This window comes from Devosia enhydra (assembly GCF_900119845.1).
In the GTDB taxonomy this organism is placed as follows: Bacteria; Pseudomonadota; Alphaproteobacteria; order Rhizobiales; family Devosiaceae; genus FPKU01.
Window position 1 is genome coordinate 1,437,676 of sequence record NZ_FPKU01000001.1, and the last position, 18,266, is coordinate 1,455,941.

The following is an 18,266-nucleotide window of genomic DNA, read 5'->3' on the forward strand; positions in this document are numbered from 1 at the left end:
CCGCAAGCGTTAGACTTCAACACAAATGCGCTGGGGAGGCGCGACCCATGACAAACGCCGATTGCCTCTGGCAGCCCTCCGCGGCGCGCGCCTCAAGCTCCAACATGGCCCGCTTTCATCGCCTCACCACGGGGCGGCACGGCCTTGCGGACGATGACATCGCAGGGCTCGCCCGCTGGAGTGTTGCCGATCCGGAAGGCTTCTGGAGCGCGCTCTGGGATTTTTCCAGCATCGTCGGCGAGAAGGGCGACCGCGTCATTCTCCCTGGAGCCCACATCACGGAGACCCGCTTTTTCCCCGATGCGCGGCTCAATTACGCGGAAACCGTGCTGCGGGATCCTGACGACCGCCTCGCCCTCATCGCCTGCCGCGACGATGGGTCGAGCCGCCGGCTGACGCGGCGCGCGCTCCATGCCCTCGTCTCCCGCATCGCGCAGGCACTGCGCGCAGAGGGCATCGGGGTCGGCGACCGGGTGGCCGCCATCGTCATCAATGATGTAGAATCGATCGCAAGCTACCTCGCCTGCGCCGCCATCGGCGCGGTCTGGGCTTCGTGCTCGCCCGATTTCGGCCCCGAAGCGGCGGCCGACCGGCTGGCCCAGATCGAGCCGAAGCTGCTCTTGGCGGTCCCAAATTACAGCTATGCCGGCAAGCACATCGAGATCGGCGCATCCATCCGCGCCGTAGCGGCCGCGCCCTCGATCACCCGCATCGTCACCTTCGGCGCCCCGGCCGGCGATTACGGCAAGCCGGCACTCGCGCTTGAGGACTGGCTCGCGCCTTTCCCGGAAGCCCCGATTGCCTACGAGCGCCTGCCCTTCGACGCGCCCATGGCGATCCTCTTTTCCTCGGGCACCACCGGCAAGCCCAAGGGCATCGTGCATCGCGCCGGCGGGCTGCTCCTCAAGCATATGAGCGAGCATCTGCTTCATTGCGACCTCAAGCCCGAGGATACGCTTTTCTACTTCACCACCTGCGGCTGGATGATGTGGAACTGGCAGATCAGCGGGCTCGCCGCCGGAGCAACGCTGGTGAGCTTCGACGGCAGCCCCTTTCACCCCGACAAGACGCACCTGCCCGATCTCATCGACCGGGAAAAAATCACTATTTTCGGCACCTCGGCTAAATATATCGACAGCCTCGCCAAGGGCGGCTGTACGCCAAGGACGACGCATGACCTCGCAAGCCTGCGCGCCGTTCTGTCGACCGGATCACCGCTGATCCCGTCGAGCTACGACTATATCTATCACGACTGGAAGGCGGACCTGCACCTAGCCTCGATCTCGGGCGGTACCGATATCTGCGGCTGCTTCCTCGGCGGCAACCCGCGGCTGCCGGTCTATCGCGGCGAGATGCAGGGGGCGATTCTCGGGCTCGATGTCACGACACTCGACCCCGACACGGGACGGGAGGCCGCGCCGGGCGAAGCCGGTGAACTGGTATGCCGCAATGCCCACCCCTCGATGCCCTTGGGTTTCTGGAACGACCCCGATGGCAGCCGCTACCGGGCGGCTTATTTCGAGCCTTGGCCCGAAATCTGGCGCCATGGCGACCGGCTCGAACGCACCAGCCATGGCGGCTTCGTCATCCAGGGGCGATCCGACACCACCCTCAATCCCGGCGGCGTCCGCATCGGCACGGCCGAGCTCTATCGCCAGGTCGAGGCCATATCCGAGATCGAGGAAGCCATCGCCGTGGGGCAGAACTGGCAGGGCGACCAGCGCATCGTGCTCTTCGTCAAGCTGCGCGAGGGCGCGGCGCTCGATTCCGGGCTCATCGACATCATCCGCAAGCGCATCAGGTCCGGCGCAAGCCCGCGCCATGTCCCGTCAAAGATCATCGCGGTCCCGGCCATTCCGCGCACCCGCTCGGGAAAGATCTCTGAGATCGCCGTGCGCGACACCATCCACGGGCGTAAGATCAACAACAGCGGCGCCCTCGCCAATCCCGAGGACCTCGATCACTATCGGGACCTTCCCCAGCTGCGCGATTAGGCCGGCGCGTCCGGCTTTCCAAATCGGATCAAGCTGTTAAGATCGCGCCACCATCGGACGGGAGGCCGGTGGACGCTTTGGCACGGCACCATGCCGTCATCCAACTGTCATATCACCGTCATAAGCCCCGTAGGTCAGGGAGGACCCGCCATGGCCAGCGTCGATGTCATCGCCGCCACCAAGAGCTTCGGCAAAACCCCCGTGCTGCGCGGGGTCGATCTTGCGATCGCCGATGGCGAATTTCTCGCTTTGCTCGGCCCCTCGGGCTGCGGCAAGACCACGCTGCTGCGCCTCATCGCCGGGCTCGAGCGGCTGGGCAGCGGCGAAATCCGCATCGATGGCGAGGTGATGGAAGGGCCCGGCCGGTTCGTTGATCCCGAGGATCGGCATCTGGGCATGGTCTTCCAGTCCTACGCGCTCTGGCCGCATATGAGCGTGCGCCGCAATGTCGAGTTCGGCCTTGCGATGCGCGGCGTCGCGAGACCCGAGCGCCGCCAGAGGGTGGCGTCGGCCCTCGCCGCCGTCGGCCTCACGGGGCTCGAAGACCGGCGCCCGCAGGCACTGTCGGGCGGCCAGCGGCAACGCGCGGCGCTCGCCCGCTGCATCGCGCTCTCGCCCCGCATCATCCTGCTCGACGAGCCGCTCGCCAATCTCGACGCCCATCTGCGCCACGCCATGCAGCAGGAATTCCGCCGCCTGCATCGCGAGACCGGCACGACCTTCGTCTTCGTCACCCACGACCAGTCCGAGGCCATGGCGCTTGCCGACCGGGTCGCCGTGATGGACAAGGGCCAGTTGCAGCAGGTCGGTACGCCGGAAGCGCTTTATGCCGAACCGGCCACAGCCATGGTGGCCGCCTTTGTCGGCAAGGGCGCGCTGCTTCCGGTGGCGGTCGAGGGCAGGTCCCAGGGCGGCAGCCTTTCCATCACGCTCGCCGGCCACCGCATCGAGAGCCGGGGCGACGCTGCGCCGGGCCCGGGACTACTTTGCCTCAGGCCCGACGACGTTGTTATCGTCCCAGCAAATTTCCCCGGCAGCCTGCCCGCACGCGTTGCCGAGGTCAGCTATCGCGGCGGGCACTACGCGGTTGATCTCGTTCTCCCCGCCCTGCCCGGCCATCGCATCGAAGCCAGCATGCGCCATGCGCCGCAACCGGGCGAAGCGGTGAGCCTGCAGTTCGAGGGTGGCTGGGTGCTGGCCGCGCCGGATGCAGTCAGGGCCGAGGCCGCCTGATGCGGCTGACTGCACTTTCGGGCCTCGGGAGCAAGGGGCCTGCCTGCTTCCTCCTCGAGACCGATGGCAGGCGCATCCTGCTCGATTGCGGCAAGGGCCCCGATGACGAGGCCGTCCCTGATCTTACTGACGTCGGCCCCGTCGATGCGATCGTTCTGTCGCATGCCCATCCCGACCATTTCGGCGCGCTCGACCTCTCGGCGCAGCTTGGCCGCCCGCCGATCTACACCACGGCTCTGACCGCCGAGATCGCGGGCGCCCATCGGCATGGCGAAATCCGGCCCCTGCCCTTGTGCGGCGCAGCCGACATCCTCGACGTACCCGTGCTGACAGGGCGCGCCGGACACGCGCCGGGTGGCATCTGGATCCGCTTCGGTGGCGACGATGGTCTGCTCTATACCGGCGATTTCTGCCACGAGGGCGTGCTCTTCCCCGTCGATCCCTTTCCAACAGCGCGACTGCTGGTGGCCGATGCCGCCTATGGGGTTTACGAGGACAGGCTCGAGACCGGCATCGCCGCCCTGCTCGACCTGGCGCGAAAGGGGCCCATGCTGTTGCCCGTGCCGGCCGCCGGACGCGGGCTGGAGATTGCCGTCCTCTTGCATGAAGCCGGGTTTCCGATCGGCCTCTGCCCCGCACACACGGCCATGGTACAATTGCTGCTCGCCCATCCCGACGGGCCTTCGGTGCCGGAGCGCGACCGTCTCGCTAAAGTGCTTGCCGCGGCGCGGCCGCTCGATACCGACTCCAAACCGGAGGGCGTTGCCCTTGCCGCAAGCGCCAATGCCGAATCGGGATTGGCGAGAACGCTGATTACCGCATGGGCCGGTCGTGCTGAGATCGTCTTTACCGGCCATCGCGCCCGCGGCACGGCCTCGGCCGATCTGGTGGACAGGGGCGCGGCCCGCTTCATCCGCTGGAACGTCCATCCGCTCCGCAGCCACCTCGTCGGCCTGCTGCAAGCCGTGAGACCCGAGCAGGCGATGCTGGCATTCCTGCCCGAGCCCGCCTTGTCCGCCCTCACCGCTTCCCTGCCCGGACCGGCGCGCTTCATCCCTCCTGAAGACGATCCGCGTCACCGCGCTGTCATGAGGCTCGGCTAATGGCCCGCCACCGTCACATTTCGGATTTTTTGTTCAACAGAAAGGCCCATCGATGAAAGCCGCTCTTGCAGCCCTCGCCACGGCGTTTGCCGTCGCCGCCCTGCCCGCCGTGGCGCTTGCCCAGGCCGGTGGCACCATAACCGTCTACACGAGCCAGCCGACCGAGCAGATGGCGGCCGTGGTCGAAGCCTTTAACGCCGAGCATCCCGGCATCACCGTCGAGGTCTTCCGCTCCGGCACGACGGAACTGATGAGCAAGATGCAGGCCGAGATCGCGGCCGGCCAGGTGCAGGCCGACGTGCTGCTGATCGCCGATGCCGTCGCGATGACCCAGGTCAAGGATCAGGGCCTGCTCTATGCCTATGCGGATGCACCGGTCGAGGCCCTTCCGGCGGCTGTGGTCGACCCCGACAAGACCTTCTTTGGCACCAAGCTGATCACCACCGGCATCATCTACAACACCAGCCTCGTTTCCACTCCGCCCACCTCATGGGCCGACCTCACCAAGCCCGAGATTGCTTCGGGCCTGATCATGCCGAGCCCGCTCTATTCGGGCGCCGCCGTCATCCATGTCGGCACCATGGTGCAGCAGCCCCAGTTCGGCTGGGATTTCTACGAGGCTCTCGCCGACAACGGCGCGATCGCCGGCCAGGGCAATGGCACGGTCGTCGAGGCGGTGAGCCGGGGCGAAAAGCCCTATGGCATCATCATCGAATACATGGCGCTCAATGCCAAGAAGGCCGGCTCGCCTGTCGATTTCGTCTTCCCAAGTGAAGGGGTGTCCTCGATCACCCAGCCCATCGCAATCCTCGCGGGCTCTGACAATATCGACGCCGCCAAGGTTTTCGTGGATTGGCAGCTCTCGCGCACGGCGCAGGAACAGTCGGTCGAGCAGGGCTATTTCCCCATTCTTGATGGGGTCAATCCGCCCGAGGGCTATCCCGCCGTCTCGTCGCTGACTATCCTTGAGGCCGATCCGGCACAGATGCTGGCCGATGACGCCGACAACAAGAAGACCTTCGCAGACCTCTTTGGTGGCTGACCTCGCATCTTTGGCCGCGGTATCGACGCCGCGGCCGCCCCGACCTGAACGCCTGCGCATTCCCGGCGAGCAGTTGCTGCTTGCCGGGCTCTTCTTGTACGTGCTGGTGCTCGTCGTCCTGCCCCTGGGACGCCTCTTCATCGAAGGGCTGAAGCAGGGCGAGGCCGGCGAATGGCTGGGCGTCGTGCGCGAGGCCTGGGCCGGCCGGTCCTTCGGCCGCGCCTTCTGGAACACGCTGGTGGCAGCCGGCGCGTCGACGCTGCTGTCGGTGGTGCTGGGCACGGGGGCCGCACTTTTGCTGCGGCTGACCGACCTGCCCGGCCGCGCGGCGCTCATGTTCCTCATGCTGCTGCCCATGCTGATTCCGCCGCAGATTTCGGCGCTGGCCTGGATCGGGCTGGGCGGCCCATCGAGCCCCATTCTGGGCCTCCTGGGGCTGGCACCACCACCGGGTACCACCAACCCGCTCTATTCGATGGGCGGCATTATCTGGGTGATGGGGCTCGAGCATGCCCCGCTCGTGCTGCTCGCAGTCGCCGCTGGTCTCGCTTCGGTGCCGCGCGATCTCATCGAAGCCGGCCGCATCGTCGGCGCGAGACCGGCGCGCGTCGTCGTGCACATCATCCTGCCGGCCATAGCCCCCTCCGTGCTCGCGGGTGCTGCCCTGGCCTTCGTATCGGCCATCGGCAATTTCGGTGTCCCGGCGCTCCTCGGGATTCCGGGCCGGGTGACGTTGCTTACCACCCTGATCTACCAGCGCCTCAACGGCTTCGGACCATCGGTTCTGGGCGAGGTGGCAGCCATCGCCTTCGTACTGGTGGGGCTCGCCATAGCGGGCCTCGCCATCCGCACCATCATCCAGCGCCGATCAGGTGCAGCCATCGATCGCACGGGACCGATCGCCGACCCGTTCGCACTTGGCCGGCTGCGGCTGCCCGTAGGTGTCCTCACCTGGGTGGGTGTGCTGCTGATCTCGGTGCTGCCGCTTCTTGCGCTCATCGCGACGGCGCTCGTGCCCGCGCTGGGCGTCAAGCTCAGCCTTGAGACGCTGTCTTTCGCCAATTTCGCCTGGGTACTGTCGGGCAGCGCCATGGTGCAGCGGGCGTTCGTCAACAGCACGATACTGGCGCTCATCGCCTCGGCCATCTGCTGCATCGTGGCAGTTCCGCTGGCCTATTTCGCGGTCACCCGCCGGAACAGGCTGGCCCAGTTGCTCGATCTGCTCTCGGATGCACCCTATGCGGTACCAGGCACGGTGCTGGCGATCGGAATCATCATCGTGTTCCTGCCGCCCCTGCCGGTGCTCGGCTTTTCGATCTATGGCAGCTTCGCCATCATCCTGGCCGCCTATCTCTCACGATTCCTGCTGCTCGCCCTGCGGCCTGTCGCTGCCACGCTGCGCACGGTCGATCCGGGGCTGGAAGAGGCAGCGCGCATCGTCGGCACGCCCCCGCTGCGCCGGCTCTGGCACGTGATGACGCCCATCGTCCTGCCCTCGGCGCTCGCCGGCGGGCTGCTGATCTTCATGAGCGCCTTCAACGAACTGACCCTGTCGGCCCTGCTCTGGTCAACCGGCACGGAGACGCTCGGGGTGATGGTGTTCTTCCTGCAATATGAGGGCAATTCGCCCGCCGCGGCGGCGCTCGCCACCGTGATCACGGCGGCGGTCATGATCCTTGCGCTCATCGTCGATGTCATCGGCCGCCGCTTCGCGCCCGGCGTGGTCCCCTGGCAGGTGTGAAGGGGACCTCGCCTGTGGCGGCCTCAGCCGCGGCCGTAAAGCGGCATGCCGCTTGCCATGACGGTGATGAACGGAATGTTTGCCTCGAGAGGCAAGCTCGCCATGTGCAGGATGGCCTTGCCCACATGGTCGACATCCATGCGCGGTTCGCTCATGACGCTACCATTGGCCTGAAGCGTGCCCGATGCCATGCGAGCCGACATGTCGGTGACGGCGTTGCCGATATCGATCTGCCCGCCCGCAATGTTGGCCGCCCTGCCATCCAGAGTGATGGATTTGGTGAGGCCGGTAATCGCGTGCTTGGTCGCCGTATAGGGCGCCGCATTGGGACGGGGCGCATAGGCCGAGATCGACCCATTGTTGATGATCCGGCCACCCTGCGGGGACTGGGCCTTCATCACCCGCATCGCCGCCCGGGCGCAAAGCATGACGCCAAAGAGATTGACGTCGATGATGGACTTGAGGTCATCGACCTTCAATTCGTCCAAGGGCACGGCAGGCACATTGACGCCGGCATTGTTGAACAGGAGATCGAGCCGACCGAACCGGCTCACCGTCTCGTCAAAAAGCGCGTCGACCGATGCCGCATCGGTGACATTGGCGGCGATCGGGTGAATGCCGGAATGGCCTGCGGCGGTCTGTTCGAGCGCGTCGAGACGACGCCCGGCCACCACCACCGTCCATCCTGCACTGGCCAGCGTGTGTGCCACGCTGCGGCCGATGCCGCTGCCGCCTCCGGTGACGATTGCGATCCTGCTGTCAGCCATGGTGCCGTTCTCCTCTCATGCGCCGGATCGCGATCCGGCAGCGCGCATTGCTGTTTCATCACTGTCAGAAGCGACGCGAATCTTCCATCGTCAGGTTCAATTACCACCACCAGAAACAGGCGGATGCCGCGCATGGTGCCACCATGGCAGGCGCGTCCGATCGCTGGCTTCGCTCCGGGAATCCTCATGCCCCGCTTCTCAGCCAATCTTGGTTTCCTCTGGGCCGACCGCCCGCTGCTCGCCCGCATCGCAGCGGCAGGCGAGGCCGGCTTCCGCGCAATCGAACTGCATTACCCCTACGAAACTCCACCTCAAGCGGTACGTGACGCCTGCGCACAGACCCGGGTGAAATTGCTGGGCATCAACACGGCCATCGGCTCCGAACCTCCCGACAGCGGGCTCGCTGCGCTGCCCGGCCGCGAAGCTGAAGCGCGCGCACGGATCGAGGCGGCTCTCAACTATGCTGTAGCGGCTGGCGGCACGGCAGTGCATGTCATGGCCGGAAAAGTGCCCTCCGAGCTCAGGGCGAAGGCGCGCCAGACCCTCATCTCCAATCTCCGGCACGCCGCCGGCCGCGCGGAAGCGCTTGGCCTCACGATCCTGCTTGAACCGATCAACCGGCGCGACATGCCTGATTATTTCTACGATGGCGTCGAAGATGCAGCCGCGATCATCGCCGAGCTGGACAGCCCGGCGGTCCGCCTGATGTTCGACTGCTATCATGTGGGCGTCATGCAGGGCGATGTGCTGACGCGCCTGCGCACCCATCTCCCGATCATCGGACACATCCAGTTCGCGGCCGTACCCAGCCGGGCCGAGCCCGACGAAGGCGAGCTCAATTATCCGGCGATTTTCGCCGAGATCGACCGGCTCGGCTATGCCGGGTGGGTCGGTGCCGAATATCGCCCTCGCGCAGACACCGACGACGGACTGGGATGGTTCAGGGCCTCGCGAACCCGTTAATCAAGAGCAGCCAGCTCAGCACGGATTTCCGCATCATGTTCGCCGAGCCTTGGCGAGCGGCGGGCGTGGGCCATCGGCTCACCGTCCAGCACCAAGGGCGTGCGCACCCCGGGAACGCCGTCCCGCTCGATCCGCATCTCGCGATGCTCGACCTGCGGGTCGGCAAAGACGTCGGCGACCGTATTGATCGGTCCGGCCGGAACGCCCTTCACCTCTAGGGCCTTGACGAGCGTATCGCGCTGCCAGTTCCGCGTCCGCGCCGAGAGCACGTGCGACAACGTCGCGCGGTTGGCGACGCGGTCGGCATTGGAGAGGAAGCGCGGGTCGGTGGCCAGCTCGGCCAGCCCGAGCACCCCGACGAAACGGGCGAACTGCCCGTCATTGCCCACCGCAACGATCAGATGGCCATCAGCGGTCGGAAAGGTCTGATAGGGCGCGATATTGGGATGGGCGTTGCCCAGCCGCTTGGGGGTATTCCCCGTGGCGAGAAAATTCATTGCCTGGTTGGCAAGCACCCCCGCCATGGAATCGAGCAGCGCGATATCGATATGCTTGCCGCGTCCGGTGCGCTCGCGCTCGGCGAGTGCGGCCTGGATGCCGATGACGCCGTAGAGACCGGAAAAGATGTCGGCAAAGGCCACGCCGATCTTTTCGGGCGGGCCATCGGGCTCCCCCGTCAGGTCCATGATGCCGCCCATGCCCTGCACGAGGAAATCATAGCCGGCGCGGTCGCGATACGGCCCGTCCTGCCCGAAGCCGGTGATCGAACAGTAAACGAGACGGGGAAATGCGGTGCTGAGCGTAGTGTAGTCGAGCCCGAACTTTTCGAGGCCGCCCACCTTGAAGTTCTCGACCACCACATCGGCCGTGCCAATCAGCTTGCGCACGATTGCCAGATTATCGGCATCGCGGAAATCGGCGATCATCGAGCGCTTGCCGCGATTGCAGGCGTGAAAATATGCCGCGCTGCGCTCGCCGCCGACATCGATGAAGGGCGGCCCCCATGTGCGAGTATCGTCGCCCTGCGGGCTTTCGACCTTGATGACGTCGGCGCCCAGATCGGCCAGCGTCTGGCCAATCCAGGGGCCTGCCAGGATCCGCGCCAGTTCGACGACGCGCAGGCCCGCGAGCGGCCCGGGCATCAGGCGAAGGCCTGGATGCCGGTCTGCGCCCGGCCCAGGATCAGCGCATGCACGTCGTGCGTGCCCTCATAGGTATTCACAGTCTCCAGATTCTGGGCATGGCGCATCACCTGGTATTCGATCTGGATGCCGTTGCCGCCATGCATGTCGCGCGCCATGCGGGCGATATCGAGCGCCTTGCCGCAATTGTTGCGCTTGATCAGCGACACCATCTCCGGGGACGCGCGGGCTTCGTCGAAAAGCCGCCCCACTCGCAGCGCTGCCTGCAGCCCGAGCGCGATCTCCGTCTGCATGTCAGCCAGCTTCTTCTGGTACAGCTGGTTGGCGGCCAGGGGCTTGCCGAACTGCTTGCGATCCATGCCATAGGCGTGCGTGCGCTTCCAGCAGTCCTCGGCCGCCCCCATCACGCCCCAGGCAATGCCGTAGCGCGCGCGGTTAAGGCAGCCGAACGGCCCCTTTAGGCCCTGAACATTGGGCAGAAGCGCCTCTTCACCCACCTCGACATTGTCGAGCACGATCTCGCCGGTGATCGAGGCGCGCAGCGACAGCTTGCCGCCAATCTTGGGCGCCGATAGCCCCTTCATCCCTTTTTCGAGCACGAAGCCGCGAATGGCACCGCCATGGGCCTCGGACTTCGCCCAGACGACGAAAACATCGGCGATCGGCGAATTGGAAATCCAGGTCTTGTTGCCATGCAGGCGATACCCGCCCTCGATCTTCGCGGCCCGGGTCGTCATGCCGCCGGGATCGGACCCGGCATCGGGCTCGGTCAGCCCGAAGCAGCCGATCCACTCGCCCGTGGCCAGCTTGGGCAGGTATTTCTGCCGCTGTTCTTCGCTGCCATAGGCATAGATCGGGTACATCACGAGCGAGGATTGCACGCTCATCATCGAGCGGAAGCCCGAATCGATGCGCTCGACTTCGCGCGCGACGAGACCATAGGCGACATACCCGGCCCCGACCCCGCCATAGGCCTCGGGCACCGTCACGCCCAAAAGCCCCATCGCCCCCATCTCGCGGAAAATCTCGGGGTCGGTATGCTCCTCAAGATAGGCATGCTCGACGCGCGTCGCGAGGCTTTCGGCCGCAAAGGCCTGCGCCGTGTCGCGGATCATCCGCTCTTCCTCGGTCAGCTGATCCTCGAAGCGGAAGGGATCCTGCCAGTCGAAGCTGCTGAGTTCGGGGCGGTCCTTGGCGGAAAGCTCGGGGTGCGACATGGGGGCCTCGTCAATTCATCACGCGCATGGATAGCATCGTCGCAAGTCCCCGTATAACAAGTTATCCACTGCACTTGATGCGTTCCGATCATGGATCCGCCGATGAACGACATCCATCTCCCGCGTCTGGGCGAACTGCAATGCTTCGTCGCTGCGGCGCGGCTCGGCGGCACGACGCAGGCGGCAGGCCAGCTCAACCTGACCCAGAGCGCCGTCAGCCGCTCGATCAACGCCATGGAGGAGCGGCTGGGGGTGAGGCTGTTCCACCGCGTCAGGCGGCGCATCGTGCTCTCCGATGCCGGGCGCGCCATGCTTCCCGAGGCAGAGGCGATTCTTGCGCGCCTCAGCGAAGCCTCGCTGACGGTCATGGCCTTTGGTGGACGCGCGCAGGTCCTCCGACTGGCCGCCCTGCCCAGCTTTTCCTCCGCCTGGCTCGTGCCCCGCCTCGCCGCCTTCCGCCGTCATGCGCCCGATATCACCTTTGATCTCAGCGCCCGCCTCGATCCCCCGAACTTTACGAGCGAGGCTCTCGATGCCGCCATCCTGCGGCTTTCGGGCAAGCCGGCCGACGGCGTGATCGCCGACATCCTGATGGACGAGACGCTGGTGGTGGTGGCCGCCCCCTCACTCCTCGATCCCCGCCCGGGAAAGGGAGACGGCCTGCCTGACCTGCCGCTGCTGCAACAGGCGACGCGCCCCGGCCTCTGGCTCGACTGGTTTCGTCATACCGGACGGGACATGCGCACCATTCTGCCCGGCGCGCGCTTCACCCATTTCGACATGGTGCTGGCCGCCGCGATCGCAGGCATGGGCATTGCGCTCGTGCCGGAACTCCTGGCGGCCGAGCCACTGGCTCGCGGCACCCTTGCCCTTGCCTCGGACAGGCGCCTCAACTCCGACACGCCCTACGCGCTGACCTACCCGGCCCGCTCGCTGGACCTGCCGGCGTTCCGGCAGTTCCGCGACTGGCTGGTCGACGATGCGCGAGCCGCGCGCTGATCAGTCCGAGAGGCCCCGCCCCTCGACCGGCCAGATGGCTTCGAGCACGCTCCCGTGCACCACATGCAGAAAGTCGTGCAGGTTCACGGTGGGGTCGCAATGGGGCACGGTGCATTCGAGCACCGCGCCGATGGGTGGCGCGGGCACGCCCGGATCGGTCTTGACGCGCCCGAACTCATCGCCGGCCCATTCCATCCGGCCTATCCGCCGTCCTTGGTGAAAAACCGTCGGGAGCGGGCCGTCGAGCGCAAAGCTCTTGGACCCGGCATCGGTGATGGCCTCGCCGGCGGGGCTCATGGCGATGACGCCGACGGCAACGAACAGCGCGGCGGGAAACACGAGCTCGCCACTGCCATCGAGATCGGTGGGCAGATAGCCTTCATCCATGAACACATAGGACCCGGCCTGAACCTCCGTCAGCAGCCCCACCTCGAAATCGAGCGCGTGGCTGCCGGTGCCGCCGCCCGAGATGATGCGCGGGGCAAGCCCCTCTGCCCGCAACGCTTCGATCATCGGAACGAGCCGCGCATTGGTCGCCTCATTGGCGAGGCGGCGCTCCCGATGATCGAAGATATGCTGCACCTTGCCGTTATAGGCCTGCACCCCCGCATAAATCAGACCCTCGGTCTGGGTGATCCGGCGTGCCAGCGACACAGCCATGCCCGGATCGGTGACCCCCGTCCGCCCCAGCCCCGTGTCGCAATCGACCAACACCTCGAGCCTTGTGCCGGCAGCGACAGCAGCAGCGCCGAAGCCATCGATCAGATCCTCGCGGTCGGCCACGACGATGATCTCCGCAGTCCGTGCGGCTTCCGCCAGTCGACGGATCTTGCCGGGGTGCGAGACCGGTGCGGTCAGCATCAACCGGTCGATGCCGCCCGCGTGCAGGGCCAGCAGCTCGCCGGTCTTGGCGCAGGCGATGCCCAGCGCCCCCGCCGCCAGTTGACGGCGCGCGATCTCGACGCTCTTGTGTGATTTGGCGTGGGGCCTCAGCCCCATGCCGGCCCGCTCCGCCAGTGCCGCAAGCCTGGCGATACTCGCTTCCATCACATCGGCATCAACGATCAGCGCCGGGGTCTCGAGCCGAGCCCTGCCGCCACTCCGGCCGATCAGGGCAGCGTTGTAGCCTGCAACGCCTCTCATTGTCGGTTCTCCCTGAGCGTTCGGGTTGCTATAGCGTCCACAGTACCCGTTGCGGCATCAATCACGACGCCATAATCGCGCCGGGCGCCCTCGATCGTCACCTTGCCCGACACGACATCATCCAGAACCCGCGCCGGCTCGCGTGCGAAAGCGGGGCCGAACCCGCCGCCTCCCGCGCCCACGAGCCGGAACCGGTCGCCCTCCCTGGCAGAAAAGCCACGCATCGGCATGGTCGGCAGGCTTTCGGTCTCACCATTGCGCCGCACGAGATGATGCGCCGACGGACCACCTTTGCCACCACCTTCGAGCCCATAAGGCGGATGGGTACGGCGATCGCCGCGCAGGGTGAAGCCCATGTCTTTGAGAAAGCGGAACTCGCGCACGAACCCGAGCCCGCCGCGGAAGGTGCCGGGCCCACCGCTGTCGGGCACGAGCCCATAGGCCGTCACTTCCACCGGCATTTCAGCTTCGATCATCTCGACGGGCTGGTTGGAGAGATTGGCTGCAGGATTGGAAACCCCTTCGAGCCCATCGCGATCGGCCCGCGCCCCCCAACTGCCCACCAGCATCTCGTTGAGCACGAAGGAGCGGCCCTGCCATTGCCCACCCGCCGCGAGCAGATATGGACCACCCTCGGTGCCCCCCATCGCGCGCTCGGGCACGGCCGCCGCCAGCGCCTGCATGATGGCATCGAAAACGCGATACCCCACCACACCCCGCGCACCGCAAGCCGCCGGATAGATCGGGTTCAGCAGGCACCCCTCAGGCGCACGCACGGTGATGGGGCGGAAATAGCCCTCGCAATTAGGAATATCGACGCGCGCGAGGCAGCGTATGGCCGTGAAGGCCGCCGATTCAGGGAGCGAAATCGGGCAGTTGATCGAGGCTGCAACCTGTCCCGACGTACCCGCGAAATCGATGTCGATCGTATCGCCGGAGACCGTCACCGTCGCGCGGATGCGGATGGGTTCCGGGGCCTCTCCGAGCCCATCTAGAAAATCTTCACCAACATAGACCCCGTCGGGCAGTTCGCGGATCGTCTGGCGCATCATCGCTTCGGCATGATCGTGCAGGGCTTCGATATAGCGCCGGAGATCGATGCGGCCATACCGCTCCAGCAGGGCGACAAGCCCCCGTTCAGCCGTCGCACAGGCCGCCATCTGGGCGCGCAGGTCACCCAGCACCTCAACCGGCTGGCGCGAATTGGCGGCGATGAGATCGAGCAGCGACTGGTTGGGCCGCCCCTCCTCGTAAAGCTTCATCAGCGGAATGCGCAGCCCTTCCTGCTGAATCTCGGTGGCGTAGATCGCGACGCTTCCCGGCACGATGCCACCCAGATCCGTATGGTGCGCCACCGTGGCCGCAAAACCGGCCAGTTCGCCGCCATGGAAAATCGGCTTCATCACATAGATGTCGGGCAGGTGCTGGCCGCCCGAGCCGTAGGGGTCGTTGGTGATGAGCACGTCCCCGGGCCTCAGCCCCTCGCCAAACCGCTCCCGGATGAACCGCATCACGCGCGGGAACGAGCAGAGCTGGATGGGCAGGGTCAGGCCCTGCGCGATCACCTGCCCGTCTGCATCGCAGAGCCCCGTGGAATAATCCATGATGTCGCGCACTACGGGGGAATAGGCCGAGCGCATGATGATGAGCGCCATCTCGTCGGCGATCGAGGCGAGGCCGTTGCGGATGACTTCGAGGGTGATCGGATCGATCCTGCGATCGGGCTGCATGCTCATTGTCCCCTCACCAGCATCTCGATCGTACCATCGGCCATCAGCCGCGCGTCCGTGCCGGGCGGCACCACACAGGTCGCATCATAATCCTCGATGATCAGCGGGCCGGCCCGCCAGTCGGAGCTCAAATCGTCCCTGCCGATGACGGGCGAGAGCAAGGTCCCACCGGGGAAGTCGACCCTGCGATCCTTGCGCAGCATGGCGGGTGACGCAGCGAAGCCGTTGATCTCAGAGGCTGCGGGCACGCGGATCGAGAGGCGGAGATTGACCAGTTGCACCGGATCGCTGTCGGAACGATGCCCATAGGTGCGGGCATGCTCGGCATGGAAAGCCTCGATCAGCGGAGCGACGCCCCCTTCGGTCAGTGCCGGAACATTGAGCTCATAGGCCTGCCCGAAATAGCGCAGGTCGGCCGAGAGGCGGAAATTGGCGGATACAAGGTCATGTCCCTCCGCTTCCATCGCTGCCCGACCCCGCGCCTTGATATCCTCCCCGAGCGCCGCAAAAGTGTCGGCGCTCAGGCTGCCCGCATCGCGCAGCACCGGCTGCACGAAATCCTGCTCGGCATCCGAGCGCAATAAGCCCAGCCCCGAAAACACGCCCGCTGCCGGCGGCACGAGGATGCGCCTGATGCCAAGCGCAGCCGCGATATCGGCAGCGACCACCGGTCCGTTACCGCCGAAGGCAACCAGCGTAAAATCGCGCGGATCGCGTCCGCGATAGGTTGAAACGGCCTTGACCGCCCGGGTCATGGTGGAGACGGCAAGCTGCAGCACGCCGCGCGCCGTCGTCGTCACATCCTGCCCGAGAGGGCCGGCGATCTGCTCGAACAGCGCGCGTCTTGCGCCCTCGGCGTCGACAGCGATCGAGCCCCCCGCCAGCGTCTCGGGATTGATGTAGCCCAGCGTCACGAACACATCGGTCAAGGTGGCATGAATGCCACCGCGCCCATAGGCCACAGGTCCCGGAAACGCCCCCGCGCTTTGCGGGCCGACCGTCACCCGGCCCTGCCCGTCAAGCGCGACAATGCTGCCCCCGCCTGCACCGATTTCCGAGACGTCGATGAACGGCATCTTGATCGGGTAGCCGCCACCCTTGACGAGCTTGGACGAGAGATTGATGCCGGCCCCCACCTCATACTCGTCAGTGCGCGCCGCTTCCCCGTTTTCGACCAGCGCAGCCTTGGCCGTGGTCCCGCCCATGTCGAAGGAGATGATGTTCGCGGTTCCCGACGCGCCCTGCCCCAGCCGTGCACATGCGATAACGCCCGCCGCCGGCCCTGATTCTACAAGCGCGGCCGCCCGCGTCACCGCTCGCCCCAGCCGCATGATGCCACCGCCCGAATGCATCATCTCGATGGGTGCCGTGATGCCGATATGAGCGAGCCGGGCTTCGAGCGCCTCGGCATAGCGACGGATCACCGGGCCGACATAGGCGTTGACCACCGCAGTGGACGTCCGCTCATATTCCCGGATCTCGGGCAGGATGTCCGACCCCCGGCAGATATAGACGCTCGCACCCAGCGCCTCGCGCAGCATGGCTTCGGCGCGAATCTCGTGGTCCGCATTGGCGTAGGCATGCAGGAAGCTGATCGCCACCGCCTCGATGCCCGCCCTTCTAAAGACTTCAGCCGCCGCCGCCACATCGCTCTCATCGAGCGGCACCCGCACGTTGCCATCTGGCCCGAGCCGTTCCCGCACCTCGAGGCGAAACTGGCGCGGCACGAGCGGCGGCGGCTTGTCATAGGCCAAGTCATAAAGCACCGGCACGCGCAACCTGCGCATCTCCAGCACGTCCTTGAAGCCTGCGGTCGTGACGAGCCCAGTGCGGGCGCCCTTCATTTCGAGAATGGTGTTTGTAGCGACTGTCGTGGCATGCACGATGCCGGTGATGGACGCAGGATCGATGCCGAGTTCGCCGACGAGCGCCGCCAATCCCTCCGCGATCCCGCGGCTATAGTCGTCGGGCGTCGATGCAATTTTGCGGATCTCCAACCGGCCTGTCGCATCGACGAGCGCAATATCGGTGAACGTGCCACCGATATCGATCCCCACTCGAAATCCTGCGCCCATTCCCCGCCCCCGCCTTCAATCTCCGAACAGGCTATCCCTTCGAAGCGATAGGGACCAATTGATTGCACTGCTGTGGCTGATAGTCTGAGCCTATCATGCGGATCACTTTGGCCCAGATCGAAGCGTTTTACTGGATCGCGCGCCTGGGCAGTTTCCACGCTGCCGCGCGCCAGCTCAACCTCACGCAGCCCTCGATATCGGGACGCATCCGCGAGCTCGAGCGGGAGCTGGGCAACCCGCTCTTCGATCGCACCGGCGGCAAGGCGCGGCTGACAGCCGCCGGACGATCCATCCTCGACCGGTCCGAGACCCTGCTCGGCCTTGCCCGCGACATCGAAGGCGGAGCGCAGCCGGATGGGCTGCGCGGGCTCCTGCGGCTCGGCGTCGTGGAGACAGTCGCCCACCTCGCGCTCGCCGAACTCGTGGCGGCGCTCCGGGCCCGTCACCCCCTCTTGCGCATCGAGCTCAGCGTCGATATCGGCGCCAACCTCCTGCGCCAGCTTGACGATCGGCAGCTGGATGTGGCGGTAACCACCGATGCGCAAGCCTCGCCGGGCATCAGCATACGCCCCATCGGCGAAATCGATCTGGCGTGGCTGGGTCCTTCGGGGCACCCCCTTGCCGACACGGTTCTCACCCCCCGCGCGCTCTCTGGGGAGACGGTCTTCACCCAGCCGGAGGGTTCGACCATAGGTCGCGCCATCGGCGATTGGTTCGCGTCTGCTGAGGCAACCCCCGGCGCACTTTCGGGCTGCACATCGCTCAGCATCACGGCCGAACTTGTGGCCTCCGGCTTAGGCTTTGCCATTCTGACCCCGGCGATCCTCCGGCCGGACGTCGCAGCGCGCATTCATCGCTTCACGGCCGATCCTCCTCTGACACCGCGTCGTCTGTCCGTAGCCGCGCTGTCCGAACTGCCTGACCGAGACATTGGCTTCATCGCGGATCTCGTCGCGCAAGCCTTCACCTCGCGTGCCGCTCTCAGCACCAGCTCTGCGGCAGGCGGTCGCATTTGATCTGGATCAACGCTGCCGGCCGCATGCGGCCAGATACTCGGCGTGTCTCGCACAGGAGGACGCCATGCCGCTCTTTTCACTTGTCGTCGTTGCCGGAGTGA

At 66.1% G+C, this 18,266-nt stretch carries 14 protein-coding genes; 8 read left to right on the forward strand and 6 right to left on the reverse strand.

Annotated elements, in window-relative coordinates; genetic code table 11:
• Nucleotides 1–47 precede the first annotated feature (47 nt).
• From BT183_RS06955 to BT183_RS06975, 5 genes are all read left to right on the forward strand, one after another.
• The gene (locus BT183_RS06955) at nt 48–1,994 is read left to right on the forward strand and encodes an acetoacetate--CoA ligase (protein WP_072340206.1); all 1,947 of its coding nucleotides are present in this window, start codon (nt 48–50) and stop codon (nt 1,992–1,994) included.
• A 150-nt stretch (nt 1,995–2,144) separates the two neighbouring features.
• Nucleotides 2,145–3,227 carry an ABC transporter ATP-binding protein gene (locus BT183_RS06960; protein ID WP_072340208.1) on the forward strand — a complete coding sequence of 361 codons (1,083 nt, stop codon included), beginning with the start codon at nt 2,145–2,147 and terminating at the stop codon, nt 3,225–3,227.
• Complete coding sequence (locus BT183_RS06965) at nt 3,227–4,330, forward strand: MBL fold metallo-hydrolase (protein ID WP_072340209.1); 1,104 nt, start codon at nt 3,227–3,229, stop codon at nt 4,328–4,330. Before BT183_RS06960 ends, BT183_RS06965 begins: the two co-directional genes overlap by 1 nt.
• A 52-nt stretch (nt 4,331–4,382) precedes the next feature.
• Entirely contained in the window at nt 4,383–5,372 is a 990-nt protein-coding gene (locus BT183_RS06970; RefSeq protein ID WP_072340211.1) for an ABC transporter substrate-binding protein, read from the forward strand.
• Complete coding sequence (locus BT183_RS06975; RefSeq protein WP_244545257.1) at nt 5,365–7,113, forward strand: ABC transporter permease; 1,749 nt, start codon at nt 5,365–5,367, stop codon at nt 7,111–7,113. The genes BT183_RS06970 and BT183_RS06975 overlap by 8 nt, the downstream gene beginning before the upstream one ends.
• A 23-nt stretch (nt 7,114–7,136) precedes the next feature.
• Here the strand turns inward: BT183_RS06975 and BT183_RS06980 are convergent, their stop codons facing one another.
• Nucleotides 7,137–7,880, reverse strand: coding sequence for an SDR family oxidoreductase (locus tag BT183_RS06980; RefSeq protein WP_072340213.1), 744 nt, complete (start codon nt 7,878–7,880; stop codon nt 7,137–7,139).
• 186 nt (nt 7,881–8,066) lie between these two features.
• On the opposite strand from BT183_RS06980, the gene BT183_RS06985 reads away from it, so the two are divergent.
• Nucleotides 8,067–8,843, forward strand: a complete 777-nt coding sequence (locus tag BT183_RS06985) for a hydroxypyruvate isomerase family protein (protein WP_072341693.1) — start codon at nt 8,067–8,069, stop codon at nt 8,841–8,843.
• Here the strand turns inward: BT183_RS06985 and BT183_RS06990 are convergent.
• On the reverse strand, nt 8,840–9,988 hold the full coding sequence (locus BT183_RS06990; RefSeq protein ID WP_177282465.1) for a CaiB/BaiF CoA transferase family protein: 1,149 nt from the start codon (nt 9,986–9,988) through the stop codon (nt 8,840–8,842). The genes BT183_RS06985 and BT183_RS06990 overlap by 4 nt on opposite strands.
• Nucleotides 9,985–11,202 carry an acyl-CoA dehydrogenase gene (locus BT183_RS06995; RefSeq protein ID WP_072340217.1) on the reverse strand — a complete coding sequence of 406 codons (1,218 nt, stop codon included), beginning with the start codon at nt 11,200–11,202 and terminating at the stop codon, nt 9,985–9,987. Before BT183_RS06995 ends, BT183_RS06990 begins: the two co-directional genes overlap by 4 nt.
• A gap of 102 nt (nt 11,203–11,304) precedes the next feature.
• Between BT183_RS06995 and BT183_RS07000 the strand changes: the two genes are divergently transcribed.
• A complete protein-coding gene (locus BT183_RS07000; RefSeq protein WP_072341696.1) occupies nt 11,305–12,201 on the forward strand; it encodes a LysR substrate-binding domain-containing protein in 897 nt (298 codons plus the stop codon).
• Here the strand turns inward: BT183_RS07000 and BT183_RS07005 are convergent, their stop codons facing one another.
• Genes BT183_RS07005 through BT183_RS07015 form a run of 3 tightly spaced genes read right to left on the reverse strand, consistent with a single transcriptional unit; the run spans nt 12,202 to nt 17,131 of the window.
• Complete coding sequence (locus BT183_RS07005) at nt 12,202–13,344, reverse strand: DSD1 family PLP-dependent enzyme (protein WP_072340219.1); 1,143 nt, start codon at nt 13,342–13,344, stop codon at nt 12,202–12,204.
• Nucleotides 13,341–15,080: a hydantoinase B/oxoprolinase family protein gene (locus BT183_RS07010; RefSeq protein ID WP_072340221.1), complete on the reverse strand. Its 1,740-nt coding sequence runs from the start codon at nt 15,078–15,080 to the stop codon at nt 13,341–13,343. The genes BT183_RS07005 and BT183_RS07010 overlap by 4 nt, the downstream gene beginning before the upstream one ends.
• Nucleotides 15,077–17,131, reverse strand: coding sequence for a hydantoinase/oxoprolinase family protein (locus BT183_RS07015; protein ID WP_244545258.1), 2,055 nt, complete (start codon nt 17,129–17,131; stop codon nt 15,077–15,079). Before BT183_RS07015 ends, BT183_RS07010 begins: the two co-directional genes overlap by 4 nt.
• Nucleotides 17,132–17,244: 113 nt before the next feature.
• On the opposite strand from BT183_RS07015, the gene BT183_RS07020 reads away from it, so the two are divergent.
• Nucleotides 17,245–18,165: a LysR family transcriptional regulator gene (locus tag BT183_RS07020; RefSeq protein WP_072340225.1), complete on the forward strand. Its 921-nt coding sequence runs from the start codon at nt 17,245–17,247 to the stop codon at nt 18,163–18,165.
• Nucleotides 18,166–18,266: the final 101 nt, after the last annotated feature.